Source organism: Liquorilactobacillus cacaonum DSM 21116, assembly GCF_001436735.1.
In the GTDB taxonomy this organism is placed as follows: Bacteria; Bacillota; Bacilli; order Lactobacillales; family Lactobacillaceae; genus Liquorilactobacillus; species Liquorilactobacillus cacaonum.
This window is the reverse complement of record NZ_AYZE01000003.1, coordinates 1-19,827: the sequence shown is the minus strand read 5'-3', so window position 1 is coordinate 19,827 and position 19,827 is coordinate 1. Positions and strand designations below refer to the sequence as shown.

Annotated in this window: 15 protein-coding genes; all 15 read left to right on the top strand. The window is 33.4% G+C overall.

Annotated features, from left to right (window positions below):
- The first annotated feature begins 15 nt into the window (after window positions 1-15).
- Entirely contained in the window at window positions 16-861 is an 846-nt protein-coding gene (gene rfbD, locus FC80_RS00465; RefSeq protein WP_057828191.1) for a dTDP-4-dehydrorhamnose reductase, read from the top strand.
- Between the two features lie 144 nt (window positions 862-1,005).
- Window positions 1,006-2,178, top strand: coding sequence for an MFS transporter (locus FC80_RS00460; protein ID WP_057828190.1), 1,173 nt, complete (start codon window positions 1,006-1,008; stop codon window positions 2,176-2,178).
- 238 nt (window positions 2,179-2,416) lie between these two features.
- Complete coding sequence (gene pflB / locus FC80_RS00455; RefSeq protein WP_057828189.1) at window positions 2,417-4,675, top strand: formate C-acetyltransferase; 2,259 nt, start codon at window positions 2,417-2,419, stop codon at window positions 4,673-4,675.
- 82 nt (window positions 4,676-4,757) lie between these two features.
- Complete coding sequence (pflA, locus tag FC80_RS00450; RefSeq protein ID WP_057828188.1) at window positions 4,758-5,555, top strand: pyruvate formate-lyase-activating protein; 798 nt, start codon at window positions 4,758-4,760, stop codon at window positions 5,553-5,555.
- Between the two features lie 494 nt (window positions 5,556-6,049).
- The gene (locus FC80_RS00445; RefSeq protein ID WP_157055560.1) at window positions 6,050-8,197 is read left to right on the top strand and encodes an LTA synthase family protein; all 2,148 of its coding nucleotides are present in this window, start codon (window positions 6,050-6,052) and stop codon (window positions 8,195-8,197) included.
- A 281-nt stretch (window positions 8,198-8,478) separates the two neighbouring features.
- A complete protein-coding gene (locus tag FC80_RS00440; RefSeq protein ID WP_057828186.1) occupies window positions 8,479-9,447 on the top strand; it encodes a LysR family transcriptional regulator in 969 nt (322 codons plus the stop codon).
- Between the two features lie 45 nt (window positions 9,448-9,492).
- Window positions 9,493-10,413 (top strand): manganese-dependent inorganic pyrophosphatase, encoded by a 921-nt coding sequence (locus FC80_RS00435; RefSeq protein WP_057828185.1) that lies wholly within the window; start codon window positions 9,493-9,495, stop codon window positions 10,411-10,413.
- Between the two features lie 339 nt (window positions 10,414-10,752).
- Complete coding sequence (locus FC80_RS00430; protein WP_057828184.1) at window positions 10,753-12,204, top strand: glycoside hydrolase family 1 protein; 1,452 nt, start codon at window positions 10,753-10,755, stop codon at window positions 12,202-12,204.
- 152 nt (window positions 12,205-12,356) lie between these two features.
- Window positions 12,357-13,331 carry an FUSC family protein gene (locus FC80_RS00425; protein ID WP_057828183.1) on the top strand — a complete coding sequence of 325 codons (975 nt, stop codon included), beginning with the start codon at window positions 12,357-12,359 and terminating at the stop codon, window positions 13,329-13,331.
- A 150-nt stretch (window positions 13,332-13,481) separates the two neighbouring features.
- The gene (locus FC80_RS00420; RefSeq protein ID WP_057828182.1) at window positions 13,482-14,243 is read left to right on the top strand and encodes a DeoR/GlpR family DNA-binding transcription regulator; all 762 of its coding nucleotides are present in this window, start codon (window positions 13,482-13,484) and stop codon (window positions 14,241-14,243) included.
- A gap of 176 nt (window positions 14,244-14,419) precedes the next feature.
- A complete protein-coding gene (locus tag FC80_RS00415; RefSeq protein WP_057828181.1) occupies window positions 14,420-14,749 on the top strand; it encodes an ASCH domain-containing protein in 330 nt (109 codons plus the stop codon).
- A 159-nt stretch (window positions 14,750-14,908) separates the two neighbouring features.
- Window positions 14,909-15,448, top strand: coding sequence for a biotin transporter BioY (locus tag FC80_RS00410; protein ID WP_057828180.1), 540 nt, complete (start codon window positions 14,909-14,911; stop codon window positions 15,446-15,448).
- A 116-nt stretch (window positions 15,449-15,564) separates the two neighbouring features.
- Entirely contained in the window at window positions 15,565-16,731 is a 1,167-nt protein-coding gene (locus tag FC80_RS00405; RefSeq protein WP_057828179.1) for a pyridoxal phosphate-dependent aminotransferase, read from the top strand.
- A gap of 204 nt (window positions 16,732-16,935) precedes the next feature.
- Window positions 16,936-18,948, top strand: a complete 2,013-nt coding sequence (locus FC80_RS00400; RefSeq protein ID WP_057828178.1) for a mucin-binding protein — start codon at window positions 16,936-16,938, stop codon at window positions 18,946-18,948.
- A gap of 646 nt (window positions 18,949-19,594) precedes the next feature.
- The coding region (locus tag FC80_RS09445) for a KxYKxGKxW signal peptide domain-containing protein (protein ID WP_169790538.1) at window positions 19,595-19,827 on the top strand (233 nt) is incomplete at its 3' end.

Genomic DNA, 19,827 nt, shown 5'->3' with positions numbered 1-19,827 from the left:
GGAGAAGGTGACAAGGTGATACTAGTTACAGGTGGAAGTGGACAACTTGGTTCAGAATTACGGAATTTACTAGATGAGAAAAAAATTGGGTATGTTGCTCCCAGTTCAAAAGAATTGAATATTACTGATGAAAAAGCAGTGAAAAAATATATTGATGAACTAAAACCAACAGTAATTTACCATTGTGCAGCTTATACGGCTGTAGATGCAGCGGAAGATGAGGGTAAAGAAACTAATCATCTTGTGAATGTTTTGGGAACAAGAAATATTGCAAGAGCGGCTGAAAAAATTGGAGCAGTTATAGTATATATAAGTACTGATTATGTCTTTGACGGAAGTTTAGAAGATGATGAATATAGAGTTGATGCACAAACAAATCCTTTAAATGAATATGGTAAAGCAAAGTTAATGGGTGAAGAAGCAATTCAAAAATATGCAAGTAAATTTTATATTATTCGAACTTCTTGGGTTTTTGGTGAATATGGTAAGAACTTTGTTTTTACAATGCAACGACTCGCAAAAGAACATCCAAAGTTAACGGTTGTTGATGATCAAGTTGGACGTCCGACATGGACAAAGACATTGGCGGAGTTTATGGTGTATGCAGTTGATAAAAAAGTCGAATATGGAATTTATCATCTTTCAAATGATAACTCATGTACGTGGTATGAGTTTGCAAAAGAGATTTTAAAAGATGAAGATGTAAAAGTTGAACCAGTTACAAGTGATCAATTTCCACAAAAAGCAATGAGACCGACACATTCAATTATGGATTTGAGTAAGGCAAAGTCTATAGGATTTGAAATTCCAACATGGCAGGATGCATTGTGTGCTATGGAACAGAATTTGGAAAATAAATAGGTAACTGGTTGGTAGAAGTTTTGGAGGTGATAATATAATGCGGGATTGGTTAGCTAAAAAAAGGGGAATCACATATGTAGCACCACTCTAATGACTATATAATCAACAAAGACAGCTGTCTTTGAAATCATTGGAGTGTATAAATTGAAAATAAAATATTATCAAAATATCAGATATAGTTACTATTACAGTTTTTTTTCTTTTTTTGGAATAACTGGACTCTGGGTTATTTATCTACAGGATGCCGGATTGACACTACTTGAAGTAGGTCTTTGCGAAAGTGTCTTTCATATCGCAAGCTTTTTATTTGAAATTCCAAGTGGTTTGTTAGCTGATCGATTTTCTTACAAAACGGTTCTAATAGCAGGAAGATTTATGGCAATTTTATCAGTTATCATAATGCTAATAGCACATTCCTTCTTGTTATTTGCGTTTAGTTTTATTCTAAGTGCTTTTTCTTATAACCTACAATCAGGTACAATAGATGCTTTGATGTATGATTCCTTGATTGAAGAAAATAAAACCCAAGATTTCCCAGAAATAATTAGTAAGTCTGAAATTATTTTTGAATTTGCAGATACTATAGGTGTAACAGTTGCTGGCTTTTTTGTGCATTGGCACTTTGAATTAACTTATGTAATTGCAATCTTGGTTGGGGTTTTAGCTATGATTTCAATTATTTTTATCAAAGAACCTTTACAAGTAAGTAAAAATCAAGAAATTCAAGATCATCAAACAATAATTGAGCTGATTAAATCATCATGGAGTGTCTTAAAAAGAGAAAAATCTTTGCGTAGTTTAATGATATATCAAGGAATAATTGATCTTATTTGCACAAGTTATTATTATTATTATCAATCTGTAATGAAGGACAGTAACTTTTCAGGAGCTTCAATTTCGATTTTAATGGTTGTATCATCAGTGATTGCAATTATAGCAATTAGTTGGATACCCAAAATTACTGCACATTTTAAACAATTTATAATCTTACGTTGGTTGAAAGGTCCATTTTTAGTAGTAGCATTACTACTTATTTTTAGAAATACCGTGTTACTATTATTACTATTTATGATTTTTAGAGCTGTGAGTGCTGCCTCAGGTCCCTTGTTCAGCAATTATTACAATGAATTGATTGAATCAAAACAACGTGCAACATTATTAAGTGTTGCAAGTGTGATTTTTTCAGCATTTATGATTGTACTTTTCCCACTAATCGGTTGGTTGATTGACAGAACAAGTTTTTCAATTACTTTTGGAATGATTGGAGTTATTTTAATTAGTTTTGGAATTGTAAAGAAAATAGTAAAATCTTATTAATTAACAAGATTGAGCCTGAAATTTGTTTGGGCTCAATCTTTTCAATACATATTGCTCAATATAACACATGGTTTAAAATGGGTTTTACACAACATACTAGGCAGTTTAATTAAATTTATAATTTTTTACAATCTTTTTGTGAATAATATTGCTTAGAGTTTTAAAAAGTGATATTATTCGTTTGTGGAAAGCGCTTACAATAAAAAGTCAGTTTTATTCTAATAAGGAGGTTTTTAAAATGAAACAACTTGAAAAAGAAGTAATATCGAAAGCTTGGGATGGGTTTAATGGTGGAAATTGGCAATCTGAGATAGATATTCGTGACTTTATTCAGCAAAACTTTAGTCAGTATAATGGTGATGAGTCATTTCTTGAAGGAGCAACACCTGCAACAAAGGTATTGAATGATCGCTTAATTGCACTTAAATTAGATGAAAGAGCAGCAGGTGGGGTACTTGATGCAGATACAAAAGTTGTTTCGACAATAACTTCACATACCCCGGGATATTTGGATAGAAACCTTGAAAAAATCGTTGGGTTACAGACTGATAAACCATTGAAGAAGGCCTTGATGCCTTATGGTGGGATTCGAATGGCAAAAGATGCCTTGGAGTCTTATGGATTAAAACTTGACCCCGAAATAGAAAATTTTTTTACAGATTTGGCAAAAACACATAATCAAGGAGTCTTTGATGCTTATACTGCGGATGTAAGAAGGGCCCGACATTATAAAATAATTACAGGATTACCTGATGCATATGGACGTGGTCGAATTGTGGGAGATTATCCACGAATTGCATTGTATGGGATTGATTATCTTGTTTCTGCTAAATTAGACGATTTGGATAATTACGGTGATGGTGAGATGACCGATAATATCATTCAAATGCGTGAAGAAATTTCAGAACAAATAAGAGCATTAAATCAGATCAAGGATATGGCTACGGCATATGGCTATGACATTTCTAAGCCTGCAACAAATACTAAAGAAGCGATTCAATGGTTATATTTTGGGTATTTGGCTGCAATTAAGCAACAAAATGGTGCAGCAATGTCAATTGGCAGAGTGGATACATTCATTGATGTTTTTGTGGAACGGGATTTAGAACGTGGTGTATTGAATGAAAAAGAAGCACAAGAGTTAATTGATCAGTTTACAATGAAATTACGGATGGTTTCCTTCATTAGGACACCTGAATACAATTCATTATTTTCAGGCAATCCAATTTGGGCAACGCTGTCCCTGGCTGGGATGGGAATTGATGGTGAACATCATGTTACGAAGACAGCATTTCGATTTTTGAATACATTAAAAAATATGGGTGCTGCACCAGAGCCAAACATTACTTTACTGTGGTCACAAAAATTACCTGAGACTTTTAAACATTATGCGGCATCGGTTTCGGTTGAAAGTTCAACAATTCAATATGAAAATGATGATTTAATGCGTAAACAATGGGGAACAGATTATTACGGGATAGCATGTTGTGTTTCTGCTCAACCAATCGCAAATGGGATTCAATACTTTGGGGCGCGTGCAAATTTAGCAAAGACTGTTCTTTACACTATAAATGGTGGCAAAGATGAAATTGGGAAGGCTCAAGTTGGACCTGCTTATGAACCAATTTCAACAGAATATATTGATTATGATGAGTTCATGCAAAAATTTGATGTAATGCTTGATTGGTTAGCGGATGTTTATGTAAACGCGTTAAATACAATTCATTATATGCATGATAAATATTATTATGAATCTGCTCAATTAGCGTTGAAAGATACAAGACTTGATCGAACCTTTGCAACAGGTATCTCAGGTTTATCAGTTGCGGCGGATTCGATTTCAGCAATTAAATATGGACATGTTAAGGTAATTCGAGATGAAAATAAAATTGCTATTGATTTTAAGGCGGATAATGATTTTCCGCGTTATGGCAATAATGATGACCGGGCAGATGAAATTGCAGTTTGGCTTGTAAAATCATTGTATACTAAGATGAATAAGCATCATTTATATCGCGGATCGAAATTATCAACTTCAGTTTTGACTATTACATCAAATGTTGTTTATGGTAAGAACACTGGGGCAACGCCTAATGGTCGCCAAAAAGGAGAACCATTTGCACCGGGAGCTAATCCTGCATATGGAGCAGAAGAAAGTGGGGCATTGGCGTCATTATTGTCAGTTGCAAAAATCCCTTATCAGTACGCGACAGATGGCATTTCTAATACATTTGCAGTAACACCAACAACTTTGGGTCATGATGAAGAACTTCAAAAAGATACCTTGGTTAATATGATTAATGGATATATGAAAAATAATGGACATCATTTAAATATCAATGTTTTTAATCGGGAAACTTTATTAGATGCTCAAGCACATCCTGAAAAATATCCTACATTAACTATTCGTGTTTCTGGTTACTGTGTATATTTTGCTGATTTGACAAAGGAACAACAAGACGATGTAATTTCCAGAACCTTCCATCAGAGTATGTAATCAGAAGAACTAATTGAAAGGATTGGGGCATTTGGAAGATTGCTGCAATCCTTTTCACATTTTAAGTAGGGAGGAAAAGTCAATGTTTGAGCAAAAAATGCATGCACGCAAAGTCCCCACACGAGATGGGGAAATTATAGGTTATGTTCATTCAACGGAAAGTTTTGGTGCAGTCGATGGACCAGGGATTCGCTTTGTTGTTTTTATGCAAGGATGCAATATGCGCTGTAAATTTTGTCATAATCCAGATACATGGAAAAAAAATGTAGGATCTGAGATGACCACTGATGAAATCATTGAAATAGCATTACCATATCGTCAATTTTGGGGAAAAAAAGGTGGAATTACTCTTAGTGGTGGTGAAATAATGTTGCAGACAGAATTTGCTTTGGAATTATTTACTAAGTGTAAGAAATTAGGTATTAATACTTGTTTAGATACTTGTGGACAACCATTTACAAGAAGACAGCCTTGGTTTGACAATTTCAAAAAACTGATGGAAGTTACAGATATTTTATTGGTGGATATTAAGCATATTAACTCTGATGAACATCGTAAGTTAACGGGATACCGGAATGAAAATATTTTGGACATGTGCCAATTTCTTTCAGATATTGATAAACCTGTCTGGATTAGACATGTATTAATTCCAGAGCATACTGACTTTGATGGTTATCTTAGACAGTTAGGTGAATACATCAAGACACTTCATAATGTGCAAAAAGTTGAAGTCCTTCCTTATCATACAATGGGGGTCCACAAGTACCATGAGATGGGGATTAAGTATGATTTAGAAAGAATTGAGCCACCAAGCACGACACGTGTTAAGAATGCTGAAAAATTATTGCATGTTAAAGATTATCAAGGCTATTTGGGATAGAGATTTTTTTAGTTATTAGGACTAGGTCGAATACATTAAGATTTTTATTAATGATAAACAAAATTGTTAATCTATAAATTAATTGGTATAGTTGAACTATTAAAGAATATGGTTTTTGAAATGGGTATTTTTCTGATGTAATAATGATAATTTAGGTAAGCACAATTATTTTTTGGTGAAAAAAATATAACAAGTACACATAACTTATATTATGGTTTATGGCAGCCAATTGCCGAGTCAACTTTAAGCTTTGACTTCACAATTGGTTGTTTTTTATTTCCAAATTTTTTTCAAAAATGAACATAATTGGCGGTACAAGAAAGAAAATTTGTATAACATTATAATAATACTAAACGATAAAGTAATAACTGATTTATTTGTATAGTCCTTTAAAAAAGTAATAAAGAGTTAACAAAACCTTATGCAAAATTTAAATGATAACGAGTATTATTTGAAGAATAAATTTTTTTTGAGGGGATAATTCTTTGAGATATATGATAAAGAAGGTCAATACCAGGACTGGTTTTTTTGGTTTATTACTAATCTTGTTTTGGCTAAAGACAATGCTAGCATATTTTATGGATTTCACGCTTGGAGTTTCTAGCGTTTTCCAATGGATTATTCTTTTTATTAACCCAATTGCAACTGCAGTGTTATTCATGGGACTAGCGTTTTACATAAAGAATACCAAATTATTTTATGGAATTTTGATGATTATATATGCAGCACAAACATTATTGCTTTATCTGAATGTAATTTATTTTCGGGAATTTTCGGATTTTATTACATTAAATACTGTTCTTGGATATTCATCAGTTGATAAGGGACTTAATATGAGCTCAATTGCTTTGACTAGCCCACATGATATCTTCTATTGGATAGATATTGTAATTATTTTTCTACTTTTGGTGACGAGAATAATTAAGTTGGATACAAATAGCTACTCAAAGAAGAAGTCGTTTGCGCTAACTTCAGCCTCTTTGTTATTATTCACTTTTAATTTGACATTGGCAGAAATGAGTCGTCCGCAATTGCTGACACGAACTTTCGATAGTCGTTACATTGTAAAATATCTTGGGGTGACGGCATATAGCATATATAATTCGATAGAAACTGAGGAGAATCAGAGCGTTCGTGCGGATGCGACTAAAAGCCAGGTTACAAAGGTAATTGAATATGTTAAAAAAAATTATGTAAAGCCAAATAAAAAATTATTTGGTTTAATAAAGGGAAAAAATGTAATTATAATTCACCTTGAGAGTTTTCAACAGTTCCTGATAGATGACAAGGTTGAAGGGCAAACAGTTACTCCATTTTTGAATAAGCTATATCATAGTAAAAGTACAATTTCATTTTCGAATTTCTTTCATCAAGTAGGACAAGGGAAGACGAGTGATGCTGAGAACATGTTGGAAACAGGAACATTTGGTCTACCTGAAGGGTCGCTTTTTAGCCAATTGGGTAGTACACAGACATTTCAAAGTGCTCCAGCAATTTTGGAACAAAAAGAACATTATACAACGGCAGTGTTTCATGGAGATGTTGCAAGTTTTTGGAATCGTAATAATGTTTATAAGAATATGGGATATCAGTATTTCTTTTCTGCGCAATATTATGATACTAAAGGTGATAATTCTATTGGGTATGGATTAAAGGATAAGTTGTTGTTTAATGACTCAGTTAAATATTTGGAACATCTACAACAACCTTTTTATGTCAAATACATTACGTTGACAAATCATTTTCCTTATGACCTAACAAGTGAAGATAGTAATTTTAAAACACCAAATACCGGTAATGATGAAGTTGATAATTATTTCAAAACTGCTAATTATCTGGATCAATCAGTTGCTGAGTTCTTCAAGTTTCTCAAAAAATCGGGTTTGGAGAAAAATTCAGTTATTGTTTTATATGGTGATCATTATGGTTTGTCTAACTCAGAAAATCCTTATCTTTCTGAGACATTTAGCCAAGACCCAAGTCATTTTAAGTGGTACAAAGAAGGCAGTAAGTGGACAAATTGGGATAATGCACAGTTGCAACGGGTTCCCTTTATGATTTCAATTCCAGGATATAAGGGTGGAGGAATCAATAAGACTTACGGAGGCGAGATAGATGTATTGCCCACACTTCTTCATCTGCTTGGAGTCAATACCAGCAAGTACCTTGAATTTGGATCGGATTTATTGGCTTCAGGCCATAAACAAACAGTTGCGTTTAGAAATCGTAGTTTTGTTACACCGAATTATAGCGATATTAATGGTAAGTTCTATAATGCAAAAGGCAAGATTATTAAGTTAAAAGGTAATTTAAAGAAAAAAGCCACTGCATCAAAAAAGGAAGTTGATCAACAACTTGATAATTCTGATGAGCTTAATCAGGAAAATCTTTTACGATTTTATACACCAAAAGGTTTTAAGAAAATTGAAGCAAGTAAATATAATTATAATGATGGATTACAAAGAGAATTAAAGATTCAAAATGAATTAGGTAATAATTCAACCTCATTGTATTCTAAAAATGGAAACAAAGACTTACAGTATTTATATCAAACAGACGCACCAGAACTTAAAGAAAATGATACAACGGTTTCTAGTCAATCATCCAGTCAGTCAGCTAATTTATTAAACAGTGCAAAATAGTTAGGTAATTATTTATCGTTAATATAAATAAAGTTAAAAGTAGAAATTTGAGTTTTTTAAGATTACCATGGATATGGCATTCTAACGAGAATTTTTTTGCGTAAATATGATATTTTCAAAATTAATTCTCTATAAAATTATTTAATTTTAATTTGTATTTTATATTGTAAGTAGTACGAATTTTGTTTATTATTAATTTAATAATTAAATATGGAGCGAATTCTATTACTTTAGTATAGCAAGCAAATATTTAATAATTAATAAAAAGGGGAATTGACTTTATGAAGACTAAGCAAGATAATATTTTTTCTTCAAAAACGCTCAGCTACTTTCTTCAGCTGGCAGAAACGATGAGTTATACGCAGGCTGCGCAAATTCTTGGGATTACACAACCCGCTTTGACTCAACAAATAAAAAAGCTGGAAAGAACAGTTGGGGCCCCCCTATTTTACTCAGTTGGGAAAAAACTTCACCTTTCTGATGCAGGATATACAATGTTAGATGCAACACATCAAATATATGAAACACTTAATAGAGCAACTGATGAAATTCAACAGTCTACGAGTGCCATTCAAGGTGATATTAGTGTAGGAATCTTGGCCTCAGTGGAAGATCATGTTTTTACACAATTTGCGATTGAATATTATAAACAACACAGTGATGTCAAGATTACATATCATATGCTGACAAGAAAAGAAATTTGGGAGCTCCTTGAGAGTAACAATATTGATTTGGCGGTGATGTATCTTCCAGATGACAGTATTAAGAATTGGAAACCTTATGAGTCTAAGAAGATTATTGAAGAAAATCTACTTTTTTTGCACAGTGAAGGTGATTACTCGAAGAAAAAGCATATTAAGTTAAGAGATACCTTAAATCGCGATTGGGTTATGTATCCACCCAAATACTATTTAAACGAAACTTTACTTGAGGCTTTTAAAAATGCATTGGCAGATAAACCGCATAGTGGTGCTTATTTTGCAACACCAGAACAGATTTTTGAATTTGCTCAAAAAACGGGTGTTAATACAGCATTGCCGACTTCTTTTGTGATTTCTCACCAAAAAGCAAGTGAAAAAAAGATGAGTGAAGCACATTTTGAACCAGAAATTTCTTTTGATCTTTCCTTTATTTTTAGAAAAGACAAGGATCAAATTCCACGGATTGCAAGTTTCCTCGCGAGTTTTGATGCTTTTTTAGCGGAGAAAGATTATATTTCACGCTTGACAGAAATTAGCAATCAAGGTTAAATCAAATTAGAGAATTAAATTAAGTAAGAATGGAGATCCTTTTCAATGAAAGAACTTGTTTTTGGTCATAAAAATCCTGATACAGATGCAATTGTTGCCGCAAAAGCTTTTGCATATTTACAAAACCAACTTGGTGGCAATGTTGAAGCGGTTGCCTTAGGAACACCAAACGAAGAAACCAAATTCGTTTTAGCTAATTTTGCTGAAGATGCACCTCGTGTTGTAGAAAAAGTTAGTGAAGAAGTGGAAGAAGTAATGCTCGTTGATCACAACGAAGCACAACAAAGTGTTGACGATATTAAAGACGTTACTGTTACACATGTTGTTGACCATCACCGTATTGCTAATTTTGAAACTTCAGCTCCTTTATATTACTATGCTGAACCAGTTGGATGCACAAGTACAATTATTTTCAAGTTGTTCAAGCAAAATGAAGTTGCAGTTCCTGCAAAGCTTGCTGGATTGATGTTATCTGCAATTATTTCAGATACATTGTTATTTAAGTCACCAACAACAACGCCTGCTGATGAATTAGCAGTTAAAGAACTTGCTAAGATTGCTGGAGTTGACTATGAAACTTATGGGCTAGAGATGCTTAAGGCTGGAACTAATCTTGCTAGCAAGTCTGAAAAGGAATTGATTGAAGCAGATGCTAAGTCCTTTGAGATGGGTGGTAAGACAGTTAGAATTGATCAAGTTAATACAGTTGATCTTGATGAAGTCTTTGCACGTGAGGCTGCCTTGCGAAGTGCAATTGAAGAAGAAAGTGCCGCTAACGGATACGATTTGTTCTTATTAATGGTAACAAACATTCTTGATAGTAATACTCGTCTTCTTGTAGTAGGTGAGCCAAAAGATGTTGTTGAAAAAGCTTTTGATGTTAAGCTAAATGATGATAAGGCAGAACTTCCTGGAGTTGTCTCACGTAAGAAACAAGTTGTACCTCCGTTAGAGAAGGCATTTTAAAAATCAGAGCGCGACAATCAGCGGGAGACTTTGAAGAATAACTATGAATCACGAAAATAGCATGAATTGACTATTCAGAATTAGAAGTTAACTTACTTCTAGTTCTTTTTTTGTTCTCGGTAAATATTTGGTAATATTTTAATTTTTTCAGAATTAGAGGGCAAACAATTAATAATAAATATGGTAAAATATTAAGTGAAATACAATTAATAAGGGGTGTTTCAATCAAATCAGAAGTTACTAAATCGAATCTTGAGAACAGTATGAAGCTATATGGAATGGCATATAGATTATTACAGCAATTAGATAACAATTCAAAAGATTGAAAGGGGAATTCTAATGTTTGAAATCAAAGATAAATTTCCAGAGAACTTTCTGTGGGGGGGTGCCACTGCTGCAAATCAATTAGAAGGTGCATGGAACAGGGATGGAAAAGGGCCTTCAATTGCAGATGTGTTACCTAGTGGTAAGGATAGGTTTGTAATTGCGAGTGGGCAAGACTTTGTTTGGCAAGCTGAAGCTGAAAAATATAAGTATCCCAATCATCGCGGAATTGAACATTATGATCGTTTTAAAGAAGACATTAAGCTATTTGCAGAGATGGGATTCAAATGTTATCGATTTTCGATTGCTTGGTCGAGAATTTTTCCTAATGGAGACGAAGCAATTCCAAATGAAAAAGGTTTAGAATTTTATGACAAGTTAATTGATGAATGTTTGAAATACGATATTCAGCCGGTTATTACGATTTCTCATTATGAGATGCCATTAAAGTTAGCAAAAGATTATGGTGGTTGGAAGAATCGAAAACTAATTGGTTTTTATGAGAATTTTGCGCGGGTTGTTTTAAAAAAATATCAAAAAAAAGTTCGTTATTGGATGACTTTTAATGAGATTAACTCAGCCTTTCATTTTCCAGTAATGAGTCAAGGTCTTGTTCCAAGTAATGGAGCAAAAGACTTTACTAATATTTTTCAAGCTTGGCATAATCAGTTTGTTGCGAGTGCATTAGCTGTTAAGATTGGACATGAATTAAATGAAGATTTGCAGATTGGATGTATGATTTTATATGCAACAAGCTATGCATATGATGCTAACCCAGTTAATCAAATGGCTAATCTCAAACAAATGCAAGACTTTAATTTCTTTTGTGCTGATGTTCAAGTAAGAGGAAAATATCCTGCGTATACTGCGAGAATGTTAAAAGAATACAATGTAGATATTTCAAAACTTCAGATTACAAAAGAAGATATAGCAGAATTGGCTAAATACACGGTAGATTATATTGGATTTAGTTATTATATGTCGATGGTGACAGAGGTAACGCGTGATGATCAAAATGTTGTATCAGGAAATCTGCTTGGTGGAGTTGCTAATCCATTCTTAAAAAGTAGCGATTGGGGTTGGCAGATAGATCCAATGGGGTTGCGAATTGCCTTAAATGAATTATACGATCGCTATCAAAAGCCATTATTTGTAGTTGAAAATGGTTTGGGTGCAAAAGATGTAGTGGAAACAAATGGGGCTATCCATGATGACTATCGGATTGATTATCTAAGCCAGCATATCGTTGCTATGAAAGCAGCAATTGCAGATGGAGTTGATTTGATGGGGTACACACCATGGGGATGCATTGACTTAGTTAGTGCTTCGACTGGTGAAATGAGTAAAAGATATGGATTTGTCTACGTTGATCTTGATGATAAGGGAAATGGTACTTTAGCCAGATCTCGTAAGGATTCATTTTACTGGTATCAAAAAATTATTAAGAGCAATGGTAAAGTAAAATAAAGTTTGTTAACTGGTTTAAGGTAGAGTATGCCTTGCCAGTTTTTTGTTTACTGTAGGCAACGGGTAATATTAATTGAATGGTACAGAATATTATTTGACCGTGGATATGAAAATATGTTAGAATGTTAAAATTTTATTTTTAGGAGAGTAATATGTTTTCATTTAATAAACGACAGTATATTCATACACTTTTTGGGGTATTAACACTTTTGATTCCCTTTGCAATATCAGCTTTACTTCATAATGATTGGGTTGGGGTGATGGGATGTTTCGGAGCCTTAATATTTATGTATTATATTCCGGTAAATAAAGACAACACAATGAATCATTTAATTACCGTGGTACTAATCAGTACTATTAGTTTTCCTGTAAGTGCAGTAGCATCTCGAATAGAGTGGCTTGGTATATTATGGATTGCGGTGTTGGCATTTTCAGTCGAATATATCATAAATGGTAATCATTACATTGGACCAGGTGTTTTCTTTATTTTAATGATTAATGGAATGATTACAAGCTTACATCAGATGTCATTTTTGTATGTTTTAACGCTATCAATCTATGCTTTATGTGGCACATATATTGCATTTTTCATAGCATATTTGGAAAATAAAATATATGAAAATAATAAAATTAAGATAACGCAGATTAAACTAAGAAATCACTCTTTGGATGGCAATATTAAAGCATTAATCATTGGCACATTTTCATTTATTGCCTATTTTATTGGATATAACTTACATTTAAATAATTATTACTGGATTTTAGTTTCAGCACTAACAATTTTACAATCAGAAAATATTACTATCGCTAAAAAAAGACAGCTAGATTATATTGTAGCAGGATTGGTTGGCACAACAATTGCACTTATTGTTTACAGCTATATTAGTTCAATTATTATTTTAGCAATTCTGGCAATGCTATTTATGGGTTTGATTTGCATATATATGCCTAAGAGTTATTTAATTGGAAATTTTTTTACAACTCCAATCGCATTAATCTTATTTAAAATAGTACGTCCAGACTTGGGCACAGAATTAATTGAAACACGTATTTTAGCTATCTTGATAGGTACAGTTATTGGACTATTGGGTATCTGGTACTATGACAGTCTGAATCTTGATGATTGATTTTACATTTGTTGTTAGTCCTCGAAGTCTCCCGATGATTGTCGCACTCTTTCTTATATCAAGTGTTTTTCATAAGTATTTGTCTTCATATCCTTAATAGCGTATAATTAATCTTAGGTTTTTAAAAGTTGATAGATTTGAGGAATGTCGATGAGTCAGGAAAAAAGAATTGAACTAATCAAGCAATTACTTGAGGAAAAACAAGAACTAACTACAAAAGATATTATGTCAGAATTTGGAGTCTCCCAAGATACTGCCAGAAGAGACATTGTACTTCTGGCGGACAGAGGTGAAGTCAAGCGTACCCATGGTGGGATTTTACCACTTGATTTTGGTAACAAGGTTCCTAATTTTCAAAGTAGGTTATCACGGTTCACAGAACAAAAAACAAAAATTGCATTAGAAGCGCTGAATTATTTTCATGCACACCGTGTCTATTTTGTTGATGCTTCGACAATTTTGTTAAAGACTTGTCAGAGCCTAAATTTGCCTATGACAATTATTACCCATTCGCTAGATAATTGCATGGCGTTGGCCGAAGAAGGAAAAGTGAATGTCAAGGTACTTAGTGGCACTCTTGATCATCAAAATCGTTTTTTCCATTCAAGCGCTGCGATTACGGAACTTGAAAATGTTGCTTTAGATACAGCATTTATTGCGGCATCAGGAATTGATGAGCATGGTATTTATTTGTTGAATCAAGAAGATGCAGAGATTGTAGGTAAAGCAGTAGAACGTGCCCGTAAAGTAATATTGGTGGCAGAACACCAAAAGTTTATCAATAATTCGTATTATAGAATTTGTTCACCAGATAAGATTTCAATGTTTATCACCGATCGTGAACTGACAGCTGCTGAAAGGGCGATTTTCCCAGAATCAACTGAAATTCAATTGGCAGAAGAACTTGAATAATTACCTTGCTATTAAGCACTGTTAGATAATGATTGTATATGTAACTTGCAAAAATTATGAAAATATAATACAATTTTAATTATATGGTTAGCATTTTTTAAATTGTTAGCTTAGTGACACCCTTGTTTTTTGCAACTTTGTCTCAAATAGCTAGTATTTGCAGGAGGTTGATTATAGTGGATATCAGATTGTGTGATGAATTATTCGAAAAAATTTCAAATGGGACTAAAACAGTTGAGATTTTTCCAAATGATGAACAGATGAAGCATTTTGGTGTAGGTGATACGCTTGCTATTCATCGTGAAAGTGACGATGAGGATGTGATATTGACCAGTGCGTGGAGTATTAAAAAATGTCGCACGGTCACAGAACTTTATCAGCGGTACACGCCTGAAGCAATTGGTATGACAGCGGGTGAGTTTTCTCAGATATATGATGCTGATACCGTTAAGAAACAAGGATTGTTGGCAGTTAAGATGAAGGTTTTAAAGCCAAATTATGAATAAGTATTATTTTATCTAATGATTTTTGAGATTATGTTGAAATAAAATTTGACATAATCTTTTTTTTACACATTTTATTGTTAACCAATATATTAATTAGGTTGACAGTTGTCTTGAATACATTTACAATATCAAATATTGAATATGGAAAGAGGTTGTTTTATGAAAAGTCAAAAACTTCATTTGTTAATATTATCGGGTATTTTACTTGCAACAATGATTGTCTGCTCACAAATTACAATACCGCTACCGATTGTACCGCTCACGATGCAGACATTTGCAGTTGGGATAATTGCCAGCTTGTTACCAGTTGTTAATAGTTTTACGGTATTATGTGTGTATACCATTATGGGAGCAGTCGGGTTGCCAATTTATGCTGAATTTTCAAGTGGATTGGCAGTTCTAACTGGTCCAACTGCAGGGTATCTTTACTCATTTCCAATCTATTGTTTGGTAACAGGTTTATTATTAAAAATATATGGAAAGAGTTATTTTTCACTTTTTACTGCAAATATTATTGGAATGTTATTAAGCCTGTTGATTGGATCATTATGGATGATTTTAAATTTGCATTTAGGGGTATGGGCGGCATTAATGACAGGGATGATTCCTTTTATTATTCCAGGAATTATTAAAGTTATTTTAGTAGTGGTAATTGCAAAGAGACTCCAAGGGTTCATGCAAAGACAATTGGCAAACTAAGTATTTCTTCGCAATTTTATGTTAGTGCTCAAGTTTTCCCGGTTGGTGTCGCACTCTGATTAAACGTGTTATAATACGTCTAAGTTATAGATTTATTTATGATAAGGAGCATTCAAATGGCAAACAGCAAATTCAACGAAAAAATCGAACAAATTGGTGTCTCAGACATTCGTCAATTTGACACAGATACAAGTGACATTCCTGGAATTATCAAATTAACATTGGGTGAGCCCGACTTCAATACTCCAGAACATATTAAAAAAGCTGCAATCAAAGCAATTGAAGACAACGAATCTCATTATTCACCTAATGCGGGACTCCCTGCACTTCGTGAAGCAGCAGCTACATATTATAATGAAAAATTTGATTTGAACTATCAAGCAAGTCAAGTTGTCACAACAGTTGGGGCAACAGAGGCAATTGCAGCAAGTTTACAAACAATTATTAACCCTGAAGATACAGTGATTGTTCCTACACCAATCTTCCCAATCTATATGCCAATTACACGTGTGAATGATGGTAAAGTAATCATGGTTGATACAAGTCAAGATGGTTTTGTTTTAACAGCTGAAAAGCTTGAAAAAACGATTGATGAACATCCTTTAGCAAAAGTTAAGGCAGTAGTGCTTAACTATCCAAGTAATCCAACCGGAGTAACCTATTCTAAGAAACAAGTTGAAGAATTGGCAAAAGTAATTCGCGAACGCGATTTATGGGTAATTAGTGATGAAATTTATGCGGAATTGACTTATGCAAAAAAGCATTATTCAATTGCACGTGCTCTACCAGAAAGGACTATTTTGATTACAGGCTTATCAAAATCACATGCAATGACTGGTTGGCGTATCGGATACATTTTTGCACCACAAGACTTTGTTAACCAAGTTGTGAAATCACATCAAAACTTTGTAACATCTCCTACAACAAATTCGCAATTTGCAGCACTTGAAGCAATGACGAATGGTAAAAATGATAGTAAGGTAATGTTGAAGGAATATGCTCAACGACGTGATTTCATGATTAAGGAACTTGAAGAAGTTGGGTTCAAAATCGCTAGTCCTGATGGCGCATTTTATATATTTGCTAAGATTCCTGATAATTGTGCACAAGATTCATGGACCTTTGTACGGGATTTAGCCAACAAGGCACATGTAGCTATCATACCTGGTGTGTCATTTGGCCCTGGCGGTGAAGGATATGTCAGAATTAGTTATGCAGCTAGTCTTGAAAAGTTACAGGAGGCTGCTAAGCGTATTAAGGAATATGTTAAAAAAATAAAATAAGTTAAAAAAAAGAGCCAATCAAAAATAAATGTTATTGATTGGCTCTTTTTTTATATTATTTTATAGTTCTTATTTTTTGATAACTAGTTATTTTTAATATATAATACATAACATAAAAATAATATTCTTATTGGTTAATTATTCTATTTTTAACGAATGGTTTTTATTTTTGAAAGTAAGCGCTATCAAAAAGGGGGATAAGATTTGAAAAAGTTTTTTGCGATAATCTTAAGTTTTGTTTTTGGTATGTTTTTTTTAGTACCTAATCATTCTTTGGCAGACACTGTACAACGACTGGGCAACAGCTATCAATATGTGTCAGATGATGGAGTTGCTAAATTTAACATTCCATGGAGGGGAAAAGGAACGGGGGCACTGCCTGGAATTTCATATGATGGTAATCTAACCTTTTGGACAGAACCTGGTACTGCAGGTACTGCAGTCTTATATGGTCAATCTGATACAGTGAAGACGACGAGTGTAAATGGGAGTGGAGAGATTCCTGCATATGCTGCAAACAATAGTTCTACACCCATTGGTACTTGGATTTTACCTACTGGGAATGTCCCAGAGAATTCAACTCAACAAATAGAGTTAATTTTAAATTCAGCAAACAAGAATTTTGCAGGTGTTATTCGACCACTGAAAGTGTCGTTAAGTGCAACAGATCCTGCCGGTCTTTGGACATATTGGAATAGTGGCTCGTCTACCTTTTATCCCTTGACCTTAACTTCAACAAGTGATAGTAATTTCCCAATTACTGGAAATTCAGGAGAGGTAGTGTTGAATGATGTGAAGGGAAGTTATTTGAATACATCTTCTCAACCAAGTTCTTCGACAGGTGAAACTACGATGAATACAGTTGAGGAAACTGCTGTTTCATTGGTTAATTCAACTGGAGAAGATGTAGAAAGCTTAGCAATGATTGATGCAAATGGTAACGATGTAGGTACTTGGAAAGTCTCTGAGGATAAATCTAAAATAACATGGGAGCTTAACGGGAATACGATTACTGGACCTATTGAGAGTGTTAAATATACAGTTAGAGATGTAAGAACAAATAGTTGGTCTGGTTGGTGGAGTCAACTTCCTAGTGATAGTAATAATGTTCTTGGGGGTGCTGCGACTTATGATATTGCCAATCTCAATCCACAAATCGGTAAATTGACAACAAAGTATGTTGACGAAAATGGAATGACATTAAGTAGTGAAAGCAATAGTTATGGATATATTGGTCAATCATATGAAACGAATGAAAAAAGTATTTCTGGATATTCCTTTAAGAAAATTGAGGGAAGTTCTAATGGTACGTATTCTGATGAAAATCAGACGGTAACATATATATATGCAAGGAACCAAGGAAACGTTAATGTAAAATATGTGGACGATACAACTGGAAAGATTCTATCTGTTAAGAATATGATTGGAAATGTTGGGGATGAGTTAACTTATACAACTGCGGATACTATAGCAAATTATATAGGTCAGGGTTATAAATTAGTTTCTGATAATTTTCCTGCTAATGACAATTACACAGAAGATAATCAGAATTATGAGGTTCATTTAGTACATGACACAGTAACTGTGAATCCAGAAAATCCACAGGTCCCTGGCACAGCGATTAATCCTAATAATCCTAATGGTCCCAAATGGCTAACTGGAACAGATAAGAGTTCATTGACAAAACTAGTTAACGAAATAATTCATTATAAGTACGCGGATGGAACGAAAGCTGCAAGTGATATGACAGACTCAGTTACGTTCAATCATGAAATTGTGATTGATAAAGTTACAGGTAAAATTGTCAAAGATAATGGCTGGAGAACAATTAATGATGATACAACATTTGACGCTAAAGTGTCACCAACAATTGAGGGGTATACTCCAGATCAAGCCCAAATTGACGAAGTTAAAGGATTGACACCAGATAGTGCGGATGTTGTAAAAACTGTTACTTATACAAAAGATATCGTACCTGTAGTACCAATAGTACCGACAAATAATGATAAAAATTCAGATTCAACAGCGTTGGTAAATAATGTTGTTGCTAAGAAAACAGTGGTACCAACAGCTGTACCACCAACTAAGGCAAGCTTGCCACAAACTGGTAACGAACAAAATACAAGAAATTCAATTATTGGAGCAATTCTTGTAGTTTTGGCAGCAGTAGGAACATTATTTGGAATTGGTAAACGCAACAAAAAGCAATCAAAATAAGCTAGCATAAAGAATTTAATGAAGAAAGCTAAAATTTAATTCATTACAATTTAGCTAGTACTAATATTTAGAAGAAGCCATGCCAAAGCTAACTTTATGGGATGGCTTTTTTTGTATGTTTTAATACACTATACAAACCACAAGTTTTACTTATGTGAATCAAAATAAATTTAATGATAAAAACTTCCTTTTATATGTTTTTTCGCTACCAACCAAGAATTACGTGAAAGGAAGTTTTTGTATTGTCAAAAAATAATATCGGAGCATACACGAGGAAAAATTGTAAATATTACATAGCGTTTATGCATATAGAAGAAAAATTATTTATGGGAAATTTATAAGGGATAATTGGTAATACATTTAGAAAATTATCTGGGTTAAATAAAGCAGAGTTCTTTCTGCGTAAAAAGGGTATTTTAATAAACTTTAATCGCTTGGTTTTTAATATATACATTGAGGTTTAATTTTATTTTAGGTGTAAAAAAATAAAATTTAGTGCAATTACACATTTTTTGGGTAATATATTGTTCTTTAATTTGTTTTTCATTTTTGAAAAAAAACAAAAATTGGAAACCTCCTTTTTTAATAGTCTAATATAATGGAGTTATTAGGAAAAGAAATAGACAAAATATATGGGGGTAAAGAAATGAAGTCTGATAAATTGCATTACAAAATGTATAAAGCTGGTAGTAAATGGGTATTTGCAAGCATTACAGTTGTTAGTTTTGGACTAGGAAGTCAATTGTTTATGGCGAAAGTTAGTGCTGATGTTAATACAGCTGTTTCTTCAAGTGAGGTATCAAGTCAAAGCTCAAGTGATGATTCAGCATCAACAAGTTCAACAACTGATGCAGATGCAACAAAAAGTACAGCGTCATC